This window comes from Eubacterium maltosivorans, assembly GCF_002441855.2.
Taxonomy (GTDB): domain Bacteria; phylum Bacillota; class Clostridia; order Eubacteriales; family Eubacteriaceae; genus Eubacterium; species Eubacterium maltosivorans.
The window spans coordinates 2,754,229-2,770,116 of the sequence record NZ_CP029487.1; the positions used below are offsets into that span (position 1 = coordinate 2,754,229).

A 15,888-nucleotide genomic window follows, 5' to 3' on the forward strand; every position below is an offset into this window, starting at 1 on the left:
TTTAATCAAACAAATTCCGCGCCACATAGACGCCGTTGACCGACGCCTGCATCAGACCGCGGGTGATGCCGGCGCCGTCGCCCAGCACATACAGGTTTTTAATATTGGTCTGAAACTTTTCGTCCACAGCCACCTTGTTGGAGTAGAACTTGACCTCCACCCCGTAGAGCAGCGTCTCGTCACTGGCCAGACCTGGCGACACATGGTCCAGCGCCTGGATCATTTCATCGATATCCTTCATGATGCGGTATGGCAGAACCAGACAGAGGTCTCCCGGTACAGCGTCCTTGAGGGTCGGACGAATATTGTTGCGGTGAAGCCGTTCCTCGTTGGTTCGCCGGCCTCTTATAAAGTCGCCATAGCGCTGCACCAGAATCTTATTCCCGGTGAGCATGTTTCCAAGGCTGGCGATATGCTTGCCATAAGCGATGGGCGCGTTAAAAGGCTCAGTAAAACCTTTTGAAACCAACAGCGCAAAATTGGTATTATCTGTTTTTAAAGCGTCAGATTTGTAGCTGTGGCCGTTGACCACTGCCAGATTGTCATCATAATACTCGGTTGAAACCACGCCCCCAGGATTTGAGCAGAAGGTCCGCACTGCGTCGTCAAAAGTCGGCGTGTAGTAGACCAGTTTGCCTTCATAAAGGGCGTCGTTGATTTCCTTCATAATTTCATTGCGGGTTTCAAGGCGGATACCGATATCCACCTTGCCCACCGTTGTATCTATGCCATAGGTGTCGCACATGGCTTTAAACCATTCAGACCCATCACGGCCTACACCGGCTAAAATTTTGTCCGCGTAATATTCACAGTCCGCCTGCACGCCAACGGCTGCACCATCCTCCACAATCAGGCTCTTTACCGGATTGCGGAACTTGATTTCTACCCCAAGATCATGGATCAAATGATCCTGGATGCGCTTATAAATGGTGTAGCCAACCTCTGTCCCCATATGGCGTATGGGACATTCAATAAGCTTTAAATTACTCTGAATGGCCTTTGTTCTTATCTCACGAATTTTCTCTGGATTATCAAGACCGTGTACCTTGGGGTCTGCCCCAAAGCGCAGGTAATGCTCATCCACATAGGCGATAAGTTCTTCGGTTTTCTCATAACCGATATAATCCGGCAGCTCCCCGCCGACATCCGGCGACAGCGAGAGCTTCCCGTCTGAGTAAGCACCCGCTCCGGCAAAACCGGTTGTAATGTTACAGGGCTTACAGCCCACACACACACCGGTCTTGCGCTTTGGGCAAATTCGTTTTTCAATGGCGTTGCCCTTTTCCAGCATTAAAATACTGAGCTCAGGCTTTTCTTTTTTTAGCTCAAGCGCAGCAAAAATGCCGGCAGGGCCGGCGCCGATTATGATTACATCATATTTGTTCATATGAAACCCTTCTTACCCTGATCGTCAGGGTAACCTTCAATAAAAAATAATGGAAAATTATTTGTTCTTTAGTTTTCCATTCTCCATTCAACCGATAAAGGATCACAGATTCTTCGGAAATCGATCATCCATTATGGGATGATTTCCTCATCATCTGCGTTAGCTTCATTATCGCTCACCCACTTACGCTCCTGTTCGCTACCAAATTTGCCGATGGCAAATTTGGATTCAGCATCAGTATCCCGGGTCCTCGTAGAAATCAGGGGCGGGATCATTAAATTTAGTATATTCAGGCAGCCACGCAAGCTTCAGGCGGCCGGTCGGGCCGTTACGCTGTTTAGCGATATCCAGCTCTGCAATGTGTGGCTCAGATTCCTTGTTATAGTAATAATCACGGTATAAAAACATAACCACATCCGCATCCTGCTCAATGGAGCCAGACTCACGGAGGTCGGCGAGCATGGGATGATGGTCTGTCCTCGCATCTGGCGCACGACTGAGCTGTGAGAGACAGATCAGCGGACAGTCCATTTCACGGGCAAGGCCCTTCAGACCTCGGGAGATCTCCGAAATTTCATTCTGCCTGTTTTCCGCCTTTCCCCTTCCGCTCATAAGCTGCAGGTAGTCGATAAGAATCAAGTCCAGTCCTTTTTCTGTCTTGAGGCGGCGGCATTTTGACCTTACCTCTGACAATGTCACCCCCGGAGTATCGTCAATAAAGATATTGGTATTGTATAAATGGCTGTAGCCAAGGGAGATGCTCTCCCAGTCCTCCGGTGAAAGCTCTCCTGTACGGATCTTGTTACTGTCGACCAGAGATTCCGCGCAGAGCATACGCTGTACCAGCTGGGCTTTGGACATTTCAAGACTGAAAATAGCGACCGCTGCGTTTTCCTTCAGGGCAGCGTTCTGGGCCAGGTTTAAGGCAAAGGCCGTTTTACCCATGGAGGGGCGCGCCGCCACGAAGATCAGGTCAGACCTCTGCAGACCGGAGGTATAAAGATCAAGCTCTGAAAAGCCAGTGGTCAGACCGGTCAGATTACCCTGGTTCTGCTGGATCGTCTCAATCTGCATCAGGGTTTCACCAAGGGTCTCGCTTATGGGCTCAAAATCTCCACGTTTTTTCCCCTGTGAAACCTTAAAAATACTCTGCTCTGCGCTTTCGATGACGGATTCCACATCGTCATACTGGCCGTAGCTTTCATTGAGAATTTCGGTGGCGGTGTCAATCAGGTTTCGTATAACCGATTTTTCCTGAACAATTTTACAGTATTCCTCATAATTCGTGTACATGGGGACCTGGTCAACCAATCCCGCGATATAGGCCGGTCCTCCGATTTCTTCAAGAACGCCCCGGTTTTTAAGCATATTGATCAGGGTTACGGTATCAATGGGCCGTCTTTCATCATGCAGTGCCAGCATACATTCAAATATTCTGGCATTGGCTGTGCTGTAAAAATCATCCGGCGACAGCAGCTCCTCGGCTCTGGCGATATTGGATTCTTCCAGCAAAATCGCTCCGAGCACCGACTGCTCTGCTTCAAGGTTGTGGGGCGGAGTCTTCGGGTTAATCACCTGATTTCACCTCCTTTTTTAAAAAATTTCCCAGGAAATTGGCACGGATTTCCAAATTTATTTTGCGGCTTCAACCACCACTGTCAGGTTGCCCTCAACGCCGGCATAGGTTTTAACCTTCACCTCAATGCGTCCGACATTTCTGACCGGTGCGTTTAAAGCGATCTTGCGTTTATCCACTTTGATCTCTTTCTGAGCTTCCAGGGCCTCCGCAATATCCTTGCTTGTGACAGAGCCGAAAAGCTTTCCGTCTTCCCCTGCTTTTTCAGCGATGGTGATGGTCGTATCGTCAATGACCTTGGCCATAGCCACAGCAGCCTGGCGTTCTTCTTCCATCTGCTGTTTTTTCAGAGCCTGAGCTTCCTCTGCCTTAGCAATATTTTCCTTTGTTCCCGGAAGACCTTTATTGGTTTTGATTAAAAAGTTACGGCCATAGCCATCCTTAACATTGACAATTTCGCCGGCTTTGCCGACATTTTGAACATCTTCTAATAACACTACTTTCATTTTTCTTCTCTCTCTTTCATATATTCTTCTATAGCGTCAAGTAACATCTGTTTTCCGACATCCAGATCATTGATATCCGGAAGCTGGGCACCCGCGATGGCCAGATGACCGCCGCCGCCCATTTTTTCGAGGATCAGCTGAACGTTAACCTCACCCATGGAACGGCCGCTGATAACCAGCCCGCTGCCACTCTTTAAGAGGATGAAAGATGCATTGATCCCCTTGATATTTAACAGCTCGTCCGCTGCCTGGGCAGCGATGATCTTAGCATATTCCGATTCGTTTTCCAACTGGGAAATCGCGATGCTGTCAAAATAGATTTTCGCGTTCCGCACCGCTTCTGACCGGGTGGAATAGGTTGCGAGGTCATCCTGAAGCATGGTTTTAGCGATAATGGTATCCGCGCCTTTACGACGGAGATAGGAGGCTGCCTCAAAGGTCCGCACCCCTGTTTTAAAGGTGAACATCTTTGTGTCCATGCACATACCTGCCATGAGGGCATTGGCCTCGGTTTCGTTCATGCTTTCCTTTTCATCAAGGTACTGGAGCAGTTCGGTGATCAATTCACAGGTCGAGGAGGCATAGGCCTCGGTGTAATTGAGCACCGTCTTTTCGATGAACTTTCCTGAACGCCGGTGGTGGTCGATAACCACAATCTTTTCGATTTCTTCGATCAGCTCTGGAACCTCCAGATAATTGGCGTTCTGGGTATCCACGATGATCAGCAGGGTATTGGGCGTAATGTAGTCCTCCGCTTCCTTTGGCTTGATAAAAGATTCCCGGTACTCGTCATTTTCCATGAGATACTGAAACAGCTCCTTGATACTGTAGTTAATCTCCTTGATAACAATCTTACCGGTTTTATTGAGGGCCTTGCAGGCGCCCAGAAGGCCGACCGCCGCACCCAGACAATCCATATCCGGTGTCTGATGCCCCATAATCAGAACATTATCGGATTCCCGGATAAGCTCTCTGAGGCCGTGGGCCTTAACCCTTGCCTTAACCTTGGTCCGTTTCTCCGTGGCTTCGGTGGTTCCGCCATAAAAAGCCATCTTTTCATCCTGCCTGACAACGGCCTGATCGCCGCCGCGGGCAAGGGCAATGTCCAGCGCCGCGTGGGAAAGCTCGTCGGCTTCACGAATGGCCAGTGGCTCATCAGACACACCAATACCGATACTCAGGGTTACCTGGGATTTTTCTTCCGTTTCTGTCTCCCGGATTTCATCGAGAATACGGAAACGCTCTTCCTCCATGGCCCTGAGTTTTTCTTTTTCAAAAATCATTAAATAGTGGTCATTTTCATATTGAATAATCACCGCTCCGACCGTCTTGGCCCATTCGTTGATCTTCAGGTCAATCTGGCTCAGAACCGCAGACCGCTCATGGCTGGGGAGCTGCTCGATGATATCGTCGTAGTTGTCGATTAAAATATAACAGAAAACCGGTTCGTTTTCCTTATAGATTTCCTGCTGTTTTTTCTGAATGGTGACGTCGAAAAAGTGTAACAGGATCAGTGTTTCATCTCCATCGCTGAAGCTGTTTGACACAATGGTATAGTCTGTATCTTTGTGGTTGAATTCCTGTTCCTTTTCCCTGAGCAGGGTTTCCAGATCAATCCCAAGCTCTTCCTGAATTTTTTTGCCAAAAAAATTGGCCGCCGTATCCTTCTTTTTAAAATTCCGATCAAAATATTGGTTATACCAGCAGATTTGTCCGTCTTCATTGACAATGACCAGGGCAATCGGCAACTCATACATCCGCTCCTGGTTTAAACGGTCGATATCGCCATAAATAGTCTCAATGGCTTTCTGAAGACGCAGATTGGACTGCTTTTCCTCCTGGCTGTCACGCCAGAAGCAGATACCGCAGAGCAGAACGCCCAGACACCCAAGCGGGATATTGTAGAACAGGAGAATCAGCGACAGCAGAAAAATCACCAGATAGAGTTTCGACGCGATTGATTGCTTCTCTTTCATATGTTTGTACCATCTCGATTTTCTATAAATTTTCGTACATCAATGTAAATATCCGCAACGCCTACAAAAGAAATGATATAGGAAATATACGGTATAAACAGACAAAGTACGACGATCAGAATCTTCAGGCCCATGGATTCCTTCGCCCGCTTGCGGTTTATCAGCCAGTACACAAAGGATATCCCCATTAAAAAATACAGAAGATAGATAATCATCATCAGTGTATAGGTGTAGACGGCCGGAATCGTATCAATATGTGCCAGATCAATGACTAAAAGGACAATGACCACCATAATGAGAAAATTTTTAAAGGATCTCGGCAGACGCCATTTACTGAGCTGCGGAAGGGTTTTTACCGGCAGACGCATCCGTTTCAGGATCGTGTCAGAAATTAACACATTCGCCCAGGCAATAAAGAATGGCGAAATCAGAAACGCCAGCGGAATGACCATTTTCATGGTCTCCTTCATCTGGTCAACGGCTGTTTGCAACAAGCTCAGCTGATCCTCCGGAAACGCGCCCAGAGAACGGTAAACGTCCATTACCTGCGCCGATGAGGTATCAATGGTTTCTGTAAGCATTGCGACAAAATTCTGTCCCGTCAGGACCTGCAGCAAAATAATGATCAGAATGATCGCTGCAAAAATCCCCGCATAAGCGACAGCAAGTTTAAGAAAACCATCTTTACGCTTGTAATACATATACCCAAGACTACAGCCCACAAAAATCATATAGATACCATAGCCCCCGGCTGTAAGCGGGTCCATAAACATAAATAGAATCAGCGTTGCCGCCAGGCCCGCGATAAGTGTTACCCTAAAGCCCTGTTTTTCCGCCAGTATCACCATCGGTACTGGAATCAGGAAAAAAAGCAGCAGTAAAAAGGGAACATAAGAAGAAAACAGAGCGATGATTACCGCCAATGCGCACAGCATTGCACCCTCTGTTATGGCCTTAGTTTTCATTTTTCATACCTTCCTTTTCAAGGCATATATATCCACTTTTATTATACACGATACACCTTGAATTAGTTTTAAAATACCTGTCGTCCTTAAAAAGACTAAAATGAACCTAGATATTATACCACATTCCCGGCTTAATGAACACATTTCTGTAAATTTCACAACATTTTTGCAACATTCTTTTTATCTTTATGATTTTGTGGTATAAATAATATCAGCATTTAATTGAAGAATCTTTTACGAAATGTTAAACTATTTTTAAGTGGATAACTGAAAGGAGAAACAATGTCTGATTATATTGTAAGAGCCACAGCTGCCGACGGACAGATTCGCGCATATGCCGCGACGACACGGGAGCTCTGTGCCCATGCGCATAAAATACACAATACTTCCCCTGCTGCCACTGTGGCACTCGGCCGCCTGCTGACAGCCGGCAGCTTAATGGGAAGCATGATGAAAAACGATGATGAGGTACTGACCCTGCAGATTAAAAGTGACGGCCCCATTGGCGGTATTACTGTCACTGCCAACAGCAAGGCCGATGTCAAGGGATTCGTCTTTGAACCTCAGGTGAAAAGTGAAAACCCGCTTGAAACGGAAAAGGTGATTGGAAATGGAAATTTAAGTATTATTAAGGATATTGGCTTAAAGGAACCTTATGTGGGCACCTCACCGTTGGTAACCGGCGAAATTGCTGAGGATTTAACCTATTACTATGCCTTTTCTGAGCAGATTCCAACCTCTGTGGCACTTGGTCTTACCTTAAAGGAAGAGACAGAGGTCAACCAGGCTGGCGGTTTTATCATCCAGCTCATGCCTTATACCTCTGACGAAATCATCGACCAGCTTGAGAAAAAATTAAGCCAGGCCGAATCCGTCACCACACTTCTGGAAAAGGGCCAGACTCCCGAAGAAATTCTGGAAATTATACTGGGCGAATTCGGCGTAAACATCATTGACCGTCTGCCCACCCAGTTCAAATGTGACTGTTCGAGAGAACGTGTCACCAAAGCCCTCATCAGTGTCGGTGAAAAAGATCTGCAGGAAATGATCGACGACGGCAAGACCATTGAGGTCAACTGTGATTTTTGCGGCAAACATTACTATTTTACTCCAGAGGATCTGCAGATCCTGCTTCAGATGGTAACAAAGAAAAAAATGCAGAAATTTAAGGTCGTGGACGCAGAATAATAAAAGCACTAAAAAAACGAACTGAAAACTCAGTTCGTTTTTTTAGTGGATACCGGAATGAAACCTTGGTTTCCGGCCTCTTCAACCATCTTCAGAAAATAGCGGTACACTCCCGCGTCCTCAGTCAGCTCAGGGTGAAAGGCGGTTGCCAGCATATTTTCCTGTCGGGCAGCTACAATATGCCCCTCCAGCTCACACAGCGCCTCTGTGCCGCCTCCTACAGACTCTATGTAGGGCGCCCGGATAAAAACCATCGGCATCGGCGCCTGGCCAAAGGCCGGAATGGTTTCATAACGCTTAAAGCTGTCAATCTGCCGTCCATAGGCATTACGTCTGACGGTGATGTCCATGACGTCCAGATACGGCTTTTCTCCCAGTATATGCCTTGCCAGCAGAATAAGCCCCGCACAGGTCCCCCAGACCGGCATGCCATTCAGAATACGGTCTTTCAGCGGCTCCATGAGGCCAAAGTCCCGCAGAAGCTTACCGATGGTCGTGCTCTCGCCTCCAGGCAGGATCATACCGTCCACAGACGCGATTTCCGTTTTTCGTTTTACCGGTATGCCCCGCACGCCCAGACGGCCCAGGCACTCCAGATGCTCCTCCACTGAGCCTTGAAGCGCCAGAACCCCGACGCTCGGGCCTTTACCAGCCCCGGCCTGCATAGCGCTCTTCCTCGGTCAAATCCTTCAAATCGATGCCGGACATGGCTTTTCCAAGGCCCTCGCTGACCTCAGCCAGAATTTCCGGATCATTGTAACAGGCCGTTGCCTTGACAATGGCCTTTCCAACCTTCTCGGGATTCTCCGACTTGAAAATACCTGATCCCACAAAAACACCCTCACTGCCAAGCTGCATCATAAGGGCTGCATCTGCCGGTGTCGCGATACCGCCAGCGGAAAAATTAACCACAGGCAGCCTGCCGCTTTCATGGACTTCACACACCAGATCGTACGGCGCCTCAATTTCCTTGGCATAGGCCATCAGCTCTTCTCTGCGCATTCCGGCCATCTGGCGCATATCCGCCTGAATGGTCCGCATATGGCGCACTGCCTCGACGACGTTACCAGTGCCTGCCTCACCCTTTGTACGGATCATAGAAGCACCTTCCCCGATACGGCGCAACGCCTCCCCAAGGTTTCTCGCACCACATACAAAGGGAACCTTAAATGCGGTTTTGTCAATGTGAAAGCTTTCATCCGCAGGCGTCAGGACTTCACTTTCGTCGATATAGTCGATTCCCAATGATTCAAGGATCTGCGCTTCAGCGATATGACCGATCCGCACCTTCGCCATAACCGGAATAGTCACTGCCTCCTGGATTTCCTTAATCATCTTTGGGTCGCTCATTCTGGCGACGCCGCCCTCCTTTCGGATGTCTGACGGAACCCGCTCCAGCGCCATAACCGCTACCGCCCCGCATTCCTGGGCGATTTTTGCCTCCTCCGGTGTAGTGACATCCATAATCACTCCGCCTTTAAACATTTGAGCCAGATTTTTATTTAATTCATTTGTCATGATTTTTCTCCAATTTATATTTTTTATTGACAGATATCTGTAAGCTTGGGTATTATTATAGTTAAGAACTGACTCCTGCACAATAACCAGATTTAAAATAATTAATAGTATCAGATTGGAGAATTATGTTAACCTTTATTCTGAATCCCGATCACGAAATTCCACTGTATCAGCAGCTATACAGCTTTATCCGAAAGGAAATCGAAACCGGCAGGCTGCAGCCCGGTGAAAAACTGACCTCAAAAAGAAAGCTGGCCGCCCACCTGAAAATAAGCCAAAATACTGTGGCCACAGCCTATGAGCAGCTGGCTGCAGAGGGTTATATTATATCTAAGCCCAAGAGCGGTTACTACGTGGCGGTTTTGGAGGACATGCTGCCCGATATACCAAAAAATCCTCCTGAGGCAGCGGTTCACTCAGACGAAAAGCCCAAGCGTGAGCAGTGGCTTTATGACTTTAAAACCAATACTGTTGACGCCAACTTCTTTCCTTTCCCAACTTGGGCAAAAATCTCACGGGAAATCCTCCACAACCGCAACCGCAATCTGCTGAGGGCCGTAGATCCCAGGGGGTATTATCCCCTGAGAAAGGCCATCGCGGACTATGTGCACCAGTACCGCGGGGTCAACTGCACGCCGGAGCAGATCATCATCGGCGCCGGCTCGGAATATCTGCTGGGACTTGCGGTGCAGCTTCTCGGGCGGAAAAGCCGCTACGCGGTGGAAAATCCCAATTACAACAAGGTTTACAAGGTTATTAAAAGTAACGGCGCAGACGTGAGCCTTATGTCCCTGGACGATGACGGTGTATCCATGGAAAGCCTGAAAAATTCCGGTGCGGATATCCTCCATCTTACACCGTCCCACCAGTTTCCATTAGGCATTGTCATGCCTGTGGGCCGGCGCATGGCACTGCTGAAATGGGCGCTGGAGTCTCCGGAGCGCTATATTCTCGAGGATGACTATGACAGTGAGTTTCGTTTTAACGGTCGCCCGATTCCTGCCCTGCAGGGACTGGACACCGCAGATAAGGTCATTTATTTTAACACCTTTACCCGGAGTCTCGCGCCCTCCATGCGTATCTCATACATGATTCTGCCCGAGCGGCTGCTCCACAGCTACTGTGAGGATTTTTCCTTTTACTCCTCCACTGTTGCCCGCTTTGAGCAGCATACCCTGCACCAGTTTATGGAGGACGGCCATTTTGAGCGTCATTTAAGCCGGATGCGTAAAATTTACAAGGTGCGGCGGAATAAAATGCTGGAATGTATCCGCAGGCTGCCCATGGCGGATAAAATAGAAATCTCCGGTGAAAACGCTGGGCTTCATCTGCTGCTGAAATTTGATCCGCCCTGTACTGAGGAAGCCCTTGTCGAACGGGCAAAGGCTGCAGGTATCCGGGTCTACGGACTGTCAGAATATTATATTGAGTCAGATATTAAAATGCCCCGTAACGTCATCGTCTTGGGCTACGCCAGCTTTACTGAAGAAGAAATCGAGAATGCTGTGGCGCTTTTAGGTCATGCCTGGAGCGCGATTTACTGAGGAGAAAACTATGAAGCGTTATTATATCATTGTTGAGGGCCGTGTTCAGGGCGTCGGCTTCCGGTATTTTGTCCAGTCCATTGCAGCAGGTTATGGCCTGACTGGCTGGGTCCGCAATTTGGACAACGGAATGGTGGATATGGAAGTCCAGGGTGAGGAAGCTCTGATTCATAAGTTTATGGTCGCTGTCCGAAAAGGCAACCATTTTATACGTGTGGATGACTATTCCATGAAACCCATCGCTCTGGGAGTGGATGGCAAATTTAAAATAAAGTATTAAAAAAACACCGGAATCTAAAGATTCTGGTGTTTTTTATGCTTTTTAGTTGTTAGATGTGTATGGTAATAATGCAATATTACGTGCACGTTTAACAGCTTCGGTTACCTTACGCTGATGTTTTGCGCAGGTTCCAGTAGCTCTTCTTGGTAAGATTTTGCCACGTTCAGAAATGTATTTCTTTAACGTAGCCACATCTTTATAATCGACTTCTGTTTCATGTCTTTCACAGAATTCGCATACTTTTCTTCTTCTTTTAAACGGTTTTGGCATTGTTTTATCCTCCTATCTTAAAAAGGTACTTCGTCATCGTCTGCCATCAAATGGAAATCGTCATCGAAATCTAAAGGCATATTATTGGCTGGCTGCGGTGCTGCTTTTGCCGGCGCCTGATTGTAGCCGCCACCAAAATTATCATTATAACCGCTTCCGCCGCCATCATTTTTACTACCGATAAAATCAAATTCTTCCAGAACAACCTCTGTCACGTAACGTTTAGAGCCATCCTGAGCGTCGTAGGAACGGGACTGTAATCTTCCGGTCAGAGCGATTTGTCTGCCCTTGCCAAGATACTGGCAAATGACTTCAGCCTGTCTTCCCCATGCAACAATATTGAAAAAGTCTGCGGTTGGCTGACCTTCCTGTTTGAACCGTCTGTCAACAGCTAAAGAAAAAGTCGCTACTGATTTTCCGGTATTGGTTGTGCGCAGTTCAGGGTCTCTTGCTAATCTTCCTACTAAAATTACTTTATTCACGGTTTAACCTCTATTTTTCTTTTTTAACGATGATGCTTCTGATGAACTCTTCATTCATCTTGAATAAGTAGTCAAGGCTGTCTAATACAGACTGTTCAGCTTTGAATTCAATCACAACATAGTAACCTTCGGTATACTTTTTGTCGATTTCGTAAGCTAACTTTCTTTTACCCCATTCATCAACAGTTCCAACTTCACCTGCTGCTGCAATGGCGCCTTTAACCTTCTCAATCCAGGAATCTGTAACTTCCTTTTCTAATTCAGGTTGTAAAACAAATACTGTTTCGTAAGCTCTCATTTCATTCACCTCCTTGTGGACTATGGCGCACCGCTTCTGCAATGCGCAAGGGTACAGTTCAATAGTATATCATAAAAGTAAAAAAAAGCAAACTCTTTTTTAAAAAAGAATTTGCTCAGAATTTCCTCCAGATAAAAGATGCAGTCTTGGCTATACCAGTTTATGCGTCTGCTATTGATCATCCCCGTTGTGTTCAACAACTTTTTTAATCATCTTATTAAACTTGGACCGCGGCACAGTAACCATGTGCTCACAGCCTGTACATTTTAACTTGATTTCTCCTCCCATGCGAAGAATTTTCCAGTTATAGCTGCCACAGGGGTGTTTTTTCTTCAGCTCCACAATATCCCCAAGGCCATATTCCCTGTTTTCCATACAGGCTCCTTTCTATTTTTCCATAATTTGCGGCTTAGACTGTCCATTGGAATAGACAACGTATTTGCCATAAGGGATCTCGATTCCCTTCTCGTCAAAAACTTCCTTAATGCGTTTTCTGAGAGCAGTTTCCGCCTTTACCTTTCTGGCCGCGTCCTCGTCAGCAATGATGCGGATATTCATGGACGATGGGTCCATCCGGGTCACACCCAGTACCTCTGGCTTCCCGACAAACAACGTTTCGTTGGCGTTATAAACTTCCTCACAGATTTCCCGGAGAACAGAGAGTACATAATCAATATTTTCTTCATAGGCAACTCCGACGTCCACCACAGCCTTGATGGTTCCCTTAGAGTGGTTAATGAGCCGGTCGATTTTTCCGTTGTGGATAATAAACAGACCGCCATCCATTTCCCGTATCGCCGTTGTCCGGACGCCGATGGTTTCCACCACCCCGTAGTGGTCATTATCAATGGTCACATAATCGCCCACAGAAAACTGGTTTTCAAAAATAATGACAAAACCGCTCATGACATCTTCCACCAGGCCCTGGGCGCCGAAACCAATGGCCAGAGTTCCAACTCCGGCAACCGCGAGAAGGGCCCCTACGTCGGTGAAAAAGGATAAAACGGTCAATAGTTCCGTCAAGAGCAATGCCGTCCTTAAAAACGTCTTTAAAGCCTTTTTAAGGGTAAGTACTCTTTTTCGCTCTTGTGGTGTGATATTTTTCTTATTTTCATTGAAAAATTTATTGACCAGCCCATTGCTGACTTTGATGAGAATAAAAAAGACAATAATCGTGATGACAACCGAAATGATTTTTTCAGTCAGCTCGCTCAGATCAATTCCACTCAGCAAATGCTGCCAGAGATCTCCAACATTTTCGTATACCATAAATCCTCCCTTCTAATGCAGATACAATGCTATCGGCCCGGTAAGGACACCATTCTTGACCAACTGTACAATGGCGACGTCCCCTGAAAAAATACCATAATATAATACGACGGCGATCACAATCACGGCGATCACCAGTCCAATGACTAGACCAATGGCAAGCCCCGCCACTCTATTGGCGGTGCCGATAACAGGCACGCGGTTCATTCCCTTTCCAATATGGCGGATAATGCCAAAGGCCGCGCTGCACAACAGCAGCAGAATCAGAAATACAAATCCGTTTGCAATCTGATAAATGACCGGCTGAAGTGCCTGATTGACAGCCTGGGCGGCTGCCGCACTGCCGGACAGCGCCGATGTGTCGGTAATGCCCGACAAAAAGTCAAGTCCTGCGATTCCCTGAAGATTTGTAAGCGCCTCACTTCCATACTGTCCTACAGCGTTTATGACATTTTGAGTGATGGCATCATTAATAAAATTTTTGACAGGCTCTACATTGAGCAGCCAGTTTGTTACCGGTGCTGAAAAAATCCTGGCTATGACAAAAGATGCAATAAATCCCGCCAGACCAATGAGCGTATTTATTGCACCTTTTATATAACCGATCATTCCAACCCCGATCACCAGCACAATGCAGATGATGTCAAGAGTTGTCATATTCATATTTATTTCCTTTTATTTTTATCATTCTGAGACATCAGCTTACGGATATGTTCCAGCTCTGCTGTGATATCCTGTGTTTCTGATTTTTCTCTGTCAAGCACGTTATCTTTTTCACGTGGCGCTCTTCCCGGCTGCTTCGCTGCCTTAAGGCCTCTTTGGGTTTCAGCTATGGCGCGGTTAACTGCTTCAGTATCAATTTCATCGATCAGGCCTTTTTCCACATGATCCAGAATTTCTTCTGTTTCTCCAGAAGGGCCAGCAGCATCAGCCATCTTGTCCTCAAGATTTTCCCTCTTACGCCGTTCTGCTTCTTCAAGCATTTCATCGGTTATGACGGAAAAAGCTTCGGTATAAATAATCTGCGGCTGATCATCGTCATCGCCAAATGGATCTTTTGGGTCAGCCTTTTTAGGCTGCTGCTTTGGCGGTACTTTTTTCTTTGGTTTCTGCGGCGCTGCCTGCTGGCTGGCCGCGGGTCTTCTTTTTTTATTATATGGCTCAATGACCTTTTCAACACTGATCTGTTCTTTTTCTTTTTCACGTCTTTCCGCACGCTCGCGCAGCTTTTTACGTCTCCCTGAGCCCATGGCAATACCAATACTCTGGAAAACAACAACCAGTATCAGGCAGATAACAAAGTACACAATAATGGGAATGGCTGAGCCGACAAAGTGATAGATTAATCCATAGGGTAAATACCAGAAAATCGTCGGTGCCACCAGAAAGGTGAACTCATTCCAGGCGCTGGTGAAGTTTGTTCCAGGCGCTGCGTAAATCACAACAGTGGATACGATGGTAAAGACCAGTATGGGCAGAAGACTAAAAAATATGTATTTTGCATAGCTCCCATCCTGGTGACTTGCCGGATTTCTGAACAAAAACCAGTTCAGGAATATCCAGTAAACTGCTGTTATCACCAACTCGATGGCGCCAAACCAGAGCTTATAGTTGCCATCATTTCCTATAAGATCTAGAACATTTTTCAATATCAGAACAAGCACGATATAAATCAGGTTGCCGAGCAGCGCTGTCTCTATCGGGCTCATCCTTTTTTTAATGTGATAATTATTCTGATTCATCATTACTCCCGTCATTTTCATATCCCAAAAGGTCCAGAATACGGTTCAGATCTTCTGTAGAATAGTACTCCAGCTCGATCTTCCCCTTATCCTTTTTCCCGGAGATTTTTACTTTGGTGGCAAATTTCTGCTTTAATCCATCCTCCACTGCGGTAATATACGGATTTTTTTCAGACTTTGCCTTCTCCTCCTTCGGAGGATTCTTCAGCAGCTTCACCTTTCTTTCGGTTTCACGTACGCTGAGTTTTTTATCAATAATCTCTTCACACAGTGCTTCCATCTGCTTCTGATCTTCCAGTGACAAAAGAGCTCTTGCATGGCCTGAACTGATATGGTCGTCAAGAACTTCTTGCCGCACCTTATCCGGAAGATTCAAAAGCCGCATAGTGTTGGTAATAGCCGCCCGGCTTTTACCGATACGGATACCGATCTCACCCTGTGTCAGATTGAAATGCTCCATAAGCGCGCCATAGGCCTCGGCTTCCTCGATAGCATTCAGGTCCTCTCGCTGAACATTTTCGATGAGTGCAAGCTCCATAACATCTTTTGCCGGCAGGTCTTTCACAATAACCGGAACCTCTTTCAGCCCAGCCATGGTTGCTGCCCGCCAGCGGCGCTCCCCTGCAATAATGGTATAGCCGTTATTTTCCGGCCTTACCACCAATGGCTGAAGAATACCATGCTCCTTAATGGAAGCGGCCAGTTCTTCCAGTTTTTCCCGATTAAATTTTTTACGGGGTTGGTCGGCATTTGGTCTTATCTTATTGATCTGGAGAAAAAAGACCAGCTTTCCGGCATTATCAGCATCACTGTTGTCAATGCTCATAAAGCTTTCATCGGGAATTAATGCCTTCAAACCCTTTCCTAATCCTCTGCTTTTCGCCATG

The 15,888-nt window shown here is 46.8% G+C and carries 18 protein-coding genes; 3 read left to right on the plus strand and 15 right to left on the minus strand.

Annotation, left to right across the window (positions count from 1 at the left end):
* Position 1 precedes the first annotated feature (1 nt).
* The 5 genes from CPZ25_RS13010 to CPZ25_RS13030 all read right to left on the minus strand — a co-directional run bounded on the left by CPZ25_RS13010 (position 2) and on the right by CPZ25_RS13030 (position 6,410).
* Positions 2-1,387: an NAD(P)/FAD-dependent oxidoreductase gene (locus CPZ25_RS13010; RefSeq protein ID WP_058696292.1), complete on the minus strand. Its 1,386-nt coding sequence runs from the start codon at positions 1,385-1,387 to the stop codon at positions 2-4.
* Between the two features lie 234 nt (positions 1,388-1,621).
* Complete coding sequence (gene dnaB / locus CPZ25_RS13015) at positions 1,622-2,962, minus strand: replicative DNA helicase (protein WP_058696293.1); 1,341 nt, start codon at positions 2,960-2,962, stop codon at positions 1,622-1,624.
* Positions 2,963-3,019: 57 nt separating this feature from the next.
* The gene (rplI, locus tag CPZ25_RS13020) at positions 3,020-3,469 is read right to left on the minus strand and encodes a 50S ribosomal protein L9 (RefSeq protein WP_074616407.1); all 450 of its coding nucleotides are present in this window, start codon (positions 3,467-3,469) and stop codon (positions 3,020-3,022) included.
* Entirely contained in the window at positions 3,466-5,445 is a 1,980-nt protein-coding gene (locus CPZ25_RS13025) for a DHH family phosphoesterase (protein ID WP_058696295.1), read from the minus strand. Before CPZ25_RS13025 ends, rplI begins: the two co-directional genes overlap by 4 nt.
* Positions 5,442-6,410: a YybS family protein gene (locus tag CPZ25_RS13030; RefSeq protein WP_074616406.1), complete on the minus strand. Its 969-nt coding sequence runs from the start codon at positions 6,408-6,410 to the stop codon at positions 5,442-5,444. The genes CPZ25_RS13025 and CPZ25_RS13030 overlap by 4 nt, the downstream gene beginning before the upstream one ends.
* 282 nt (positions 6,411-6,692) lie before the next feature.
* On the opposite strand from CPZ25_RS13030, the gene hslO reads away from it, so the two are divergent.
* Complete coding sequence (hslO, locus tag CPZ25_RS13035) at positions 6,693-7,598, plus strand: Hsp33 family molecular chaperone HslO (protein WP_058696297.1); 906 nt, start codon at positions 6,693-6,695, stop codon at positions 7,596-7,598.
* Between the two features lie 29 nt (positions 7,599-7,627).
* Here the strand turns inward: hslO and pdxT are convergent, their stop codons facing one another.
* Positions 7,628-8,263, minus strand: a complete 636-nt coding sequence (gene pdxT / locus CPZ25_RS13040; protein WP_074616405.1) for a pyridoxal 5'-phosphate synthase glutaminase subunit PdxT — start codon at positions 8,261-8,263, stop codon at positions 7,628-7,630.
* Complete coding sequence (gene pdxS, locus CPZ25_RS13045; RefSeq protein ID WP_096918797.1) at positions 8,244-9,116, minus strand: pyridoxal 5'-phosphate synthase lyase subunit PdxS; 873 nt, start codon at positions 9,114-9,116, stop codon at positions 8,244-8,246. The genes pdxT and pdxS overlap by 20 nt, the downstream gene beginning before the upstream one ends.
* 125 nt (positions 9,117-9,241) lie before the next feature.
* On the opposite strand from pdxS, the gene pdxR reads away from it, so the two are divergent.
* The gene (gene pdxR / locus CPZ25_RS13050; protein WP_096918798.1) at positions 9,242-10,660 is read left to right on the plus strand and encodes a MocR-like pyridoxine biosynthesis transcription factor PdxR; all 1,419 of its coding nucleotides are present in this window, start codon (positions 9,242-9,244) and stop codon (positions 10,658-10,660) included.
* Between the two features lie 10 nt (positions 10,661-10,670).
* Entirely contained in the window at positions 10,671-10,940 is a 270-nt protein-coding gene (locus CPZ25_RS13055; protein ID WP_074616402.1) for an acylphosphatase, read from the plus strand.
* A 42-nt stretch (positions 10,941-10,982) separates the two neighbouring features.
* Here CPZ25_RS13055 and rpsR read toward each other — a convergent pair whose 3' ends face one another.
* From rpsR to CPZ25_RS13095, 8 genes are all read right to left on the minus strand, one after another.
* A complete protein-coding gene (gene rpsR / locus CPZ25_RS13060; protein WP_013382824.1) occupies positions 10,983-11,210 on the minus strand; it encodes a 30S ribosomal protein S18 in 228 nt (75 codons plus the stop codon).
* Positions 11,211-11,227: 17 nt separating this feature from the next.
* Positions 11,228-11,692 carry a single-stranded DNA-binding protein gene (locus CPZ25_RS13065; protein WP_013382825.1) on the minus strand — a complete coding sequence of 155 codons (465 nt, stop codon included), beginning with the start codon at positions 11,690-11,692 and terminating at the stop codon, positions 11,228-11,230.
* Positions 11,693-11,702: 10 nt separating this feature from the next.
* A complete protein-coding gene (gene rpsF / locus CPZ25_RS13070; RefSeq protein WP_013382826.1) occupies positions 11,703-11,990 on the minus strand; it encodes a 30S ribosomal protein S6 in 288 nt (95 codons plus the stop codon).
* Positions 11,991-12,161: 171 nt separating this feature from the next.
* A complete protein-coding gene (locus tag CPZ25_RS13075; protein WP_058696302.1) occupies positions 12,162-12,365 on the minus strand; it encodes a DUF951 domain-containing protein in 204 nt (67 codons plus the stop codon).
* Positions 12,366-12,377: 12 nt separating this feature from the next.
* On the minus strand, positions 12,378-13,259 hold the full coding sequence (locus tag CPZ25_RS13080; protein ID WP_058696303.1) for a mechanosensitive ion channel family protein: 882 nt from the start codon (positions 13,257-13,259) through the stop codon (positions 12,378-12,380).
* A 12-nt stretch (positions 13,260-13,271) separates the two neighbouring features.
* Complete coding sequence (locus tag CPZ25_RS13085) at positions 13,272-13,922, minus strand: CvpA family protein (RefSeq protein ID WP_096918799.1); 651 nt, start codon at positions 13,920-13,922, stop codon at positions 13,272-13,274.
* Between the two features lie 2 nt (positions 13,923-13,924).
* On the minus strand, positions 13,925-15,004 hold the full coding sequence (locus CPZ25_RS13090) for a G protein-coupled receptor family protein (RefSeq protein WP_138721009.1): 1,080 nt from the start codon (positions 15,002-15,004) through the stop codon (positions 13,925-13,927).
* On the minus strand, positions 14,988-15,887 hold the full coding sequence (locus CPZ25_RS13095) for a ParB/RepB/Spo0J family partition protein (protein ID WP_096918800.1): 900 nt from the start codon (positions 15,885-15,887) through the stop codon (positions 14,988-14,990). The genes CPZ25_RS13090 and CPZ25_RS13095 overlap by 17 nt, the downstream gene beginning before the upstream one ends.
* Position 15,888 lies beyond the last annotated feature (1 nt).

Coding starts and splice junctions, on each gene's coding strand:
- CPZ25_RS13010 (WP_058696292.1), bottom strand. CDS start 1,387: ATGAACAAATATGATGTAATCATAATCGGCGCCGGCCCTGCCGGCATT.
- rplI (WP_074616407.1), bottom strand. CDS start 3,469: ATGAAAGTAGTGTTATTAGAAGATGTTCAAAATGTCGGCAAAGCCGGC.
- CPZ25_RS13025 (WP_058696295.1), bottom strand. CDS start 5,445: ATGAAAGAGAAGCAATCAATCGCGTCGAAACTCTATCTGGTGATTTTT.
- CPZ25_RS13030 (WP_074616406.1), bottom strand. CDS start 6,410: ATGAAAACTAAGGCCATAACAGAGGGTGCAATGCTGTGCGCATTGGCG.
- hslO (WP_058696297.1), top strand. CDS start 6,693: ATGTCTGATTATATTGTAAGAGCCACAGCTGCCGACGGACAGATTCGC.
- pdxT (WP_074616405.1), bottom strand. CDS start 8,263: ATGCAGGCCGGGGCTGGTAAAGGCCCGAGCGTCGGGGTTCTGGCGCTT.
- pdxS (WP_096918797.1), bottom strand. CDS start 9,116: ATGACAAATGAATTAAATAAAAATCTGGCTCAAATGTTTAAAGGCGGA.
- pdxR (WP_096918798.1), top strand. CDS start 9,242: ATGTTAACCTTTATTCTGAATCCCGATCACGAAATTCCACTGTATCAG.
- CPZ25_RS13055 (WP_074616402.1), top strand. CDS start 10,671: ATGAAGCGTTATTATATCATTGTTGAGGGCCGTGTTCAGGGCGTCGGC.
- rpsR (WP_013382824.1), bottom strand. CDS start 11,210: ATGCCAAAACCGTTTAAAAGAAGAAGAAAAGTATGCGAATTCTGTGAA.
- rpsF (WP_013382826.1), bottom strand. CDS start 11,990: ATGAGAGCTTACGAAACAGTATTTGTTTTACAACCTGAATTAGAAAAG.
- CPZ25_RS13075 (WP_058696302.1), bottom strand. CDS start 12,365: ATGGAAAACAGGGAATATGGCCTTGGGGATATTGTGGAGCTGAAGAAA.
- CPZ25_RS13080 (WP_058696303.1), bottom strand. CDS start 13,259: ATGGTATACGAAAATGTTGGAGATCTCTGGCAGCATTTGCTGAGTGGA.
- CPZ25_RS13085 (WP_096918799.1), bottom strand. CDS start 13,922: ATGAATATGACAACTCTTGACATCATCTGCATTGTGCTGGTGATCGGG.
- CPZ25_RS13090 (WP_138721009.1), bottom strand. CDS start 15,004: ATGATGAATCAGAATAATTATCACATTAAAAAAAGGATGAGCCCGATA.
- CPZ25_RS13095 (WP_096918800.1), bottom strand. CDS start 15,887: ATGGCGAAAAGCAGAGGATTAGGAAAGGGTTTGAAGGCATTAATTCCC.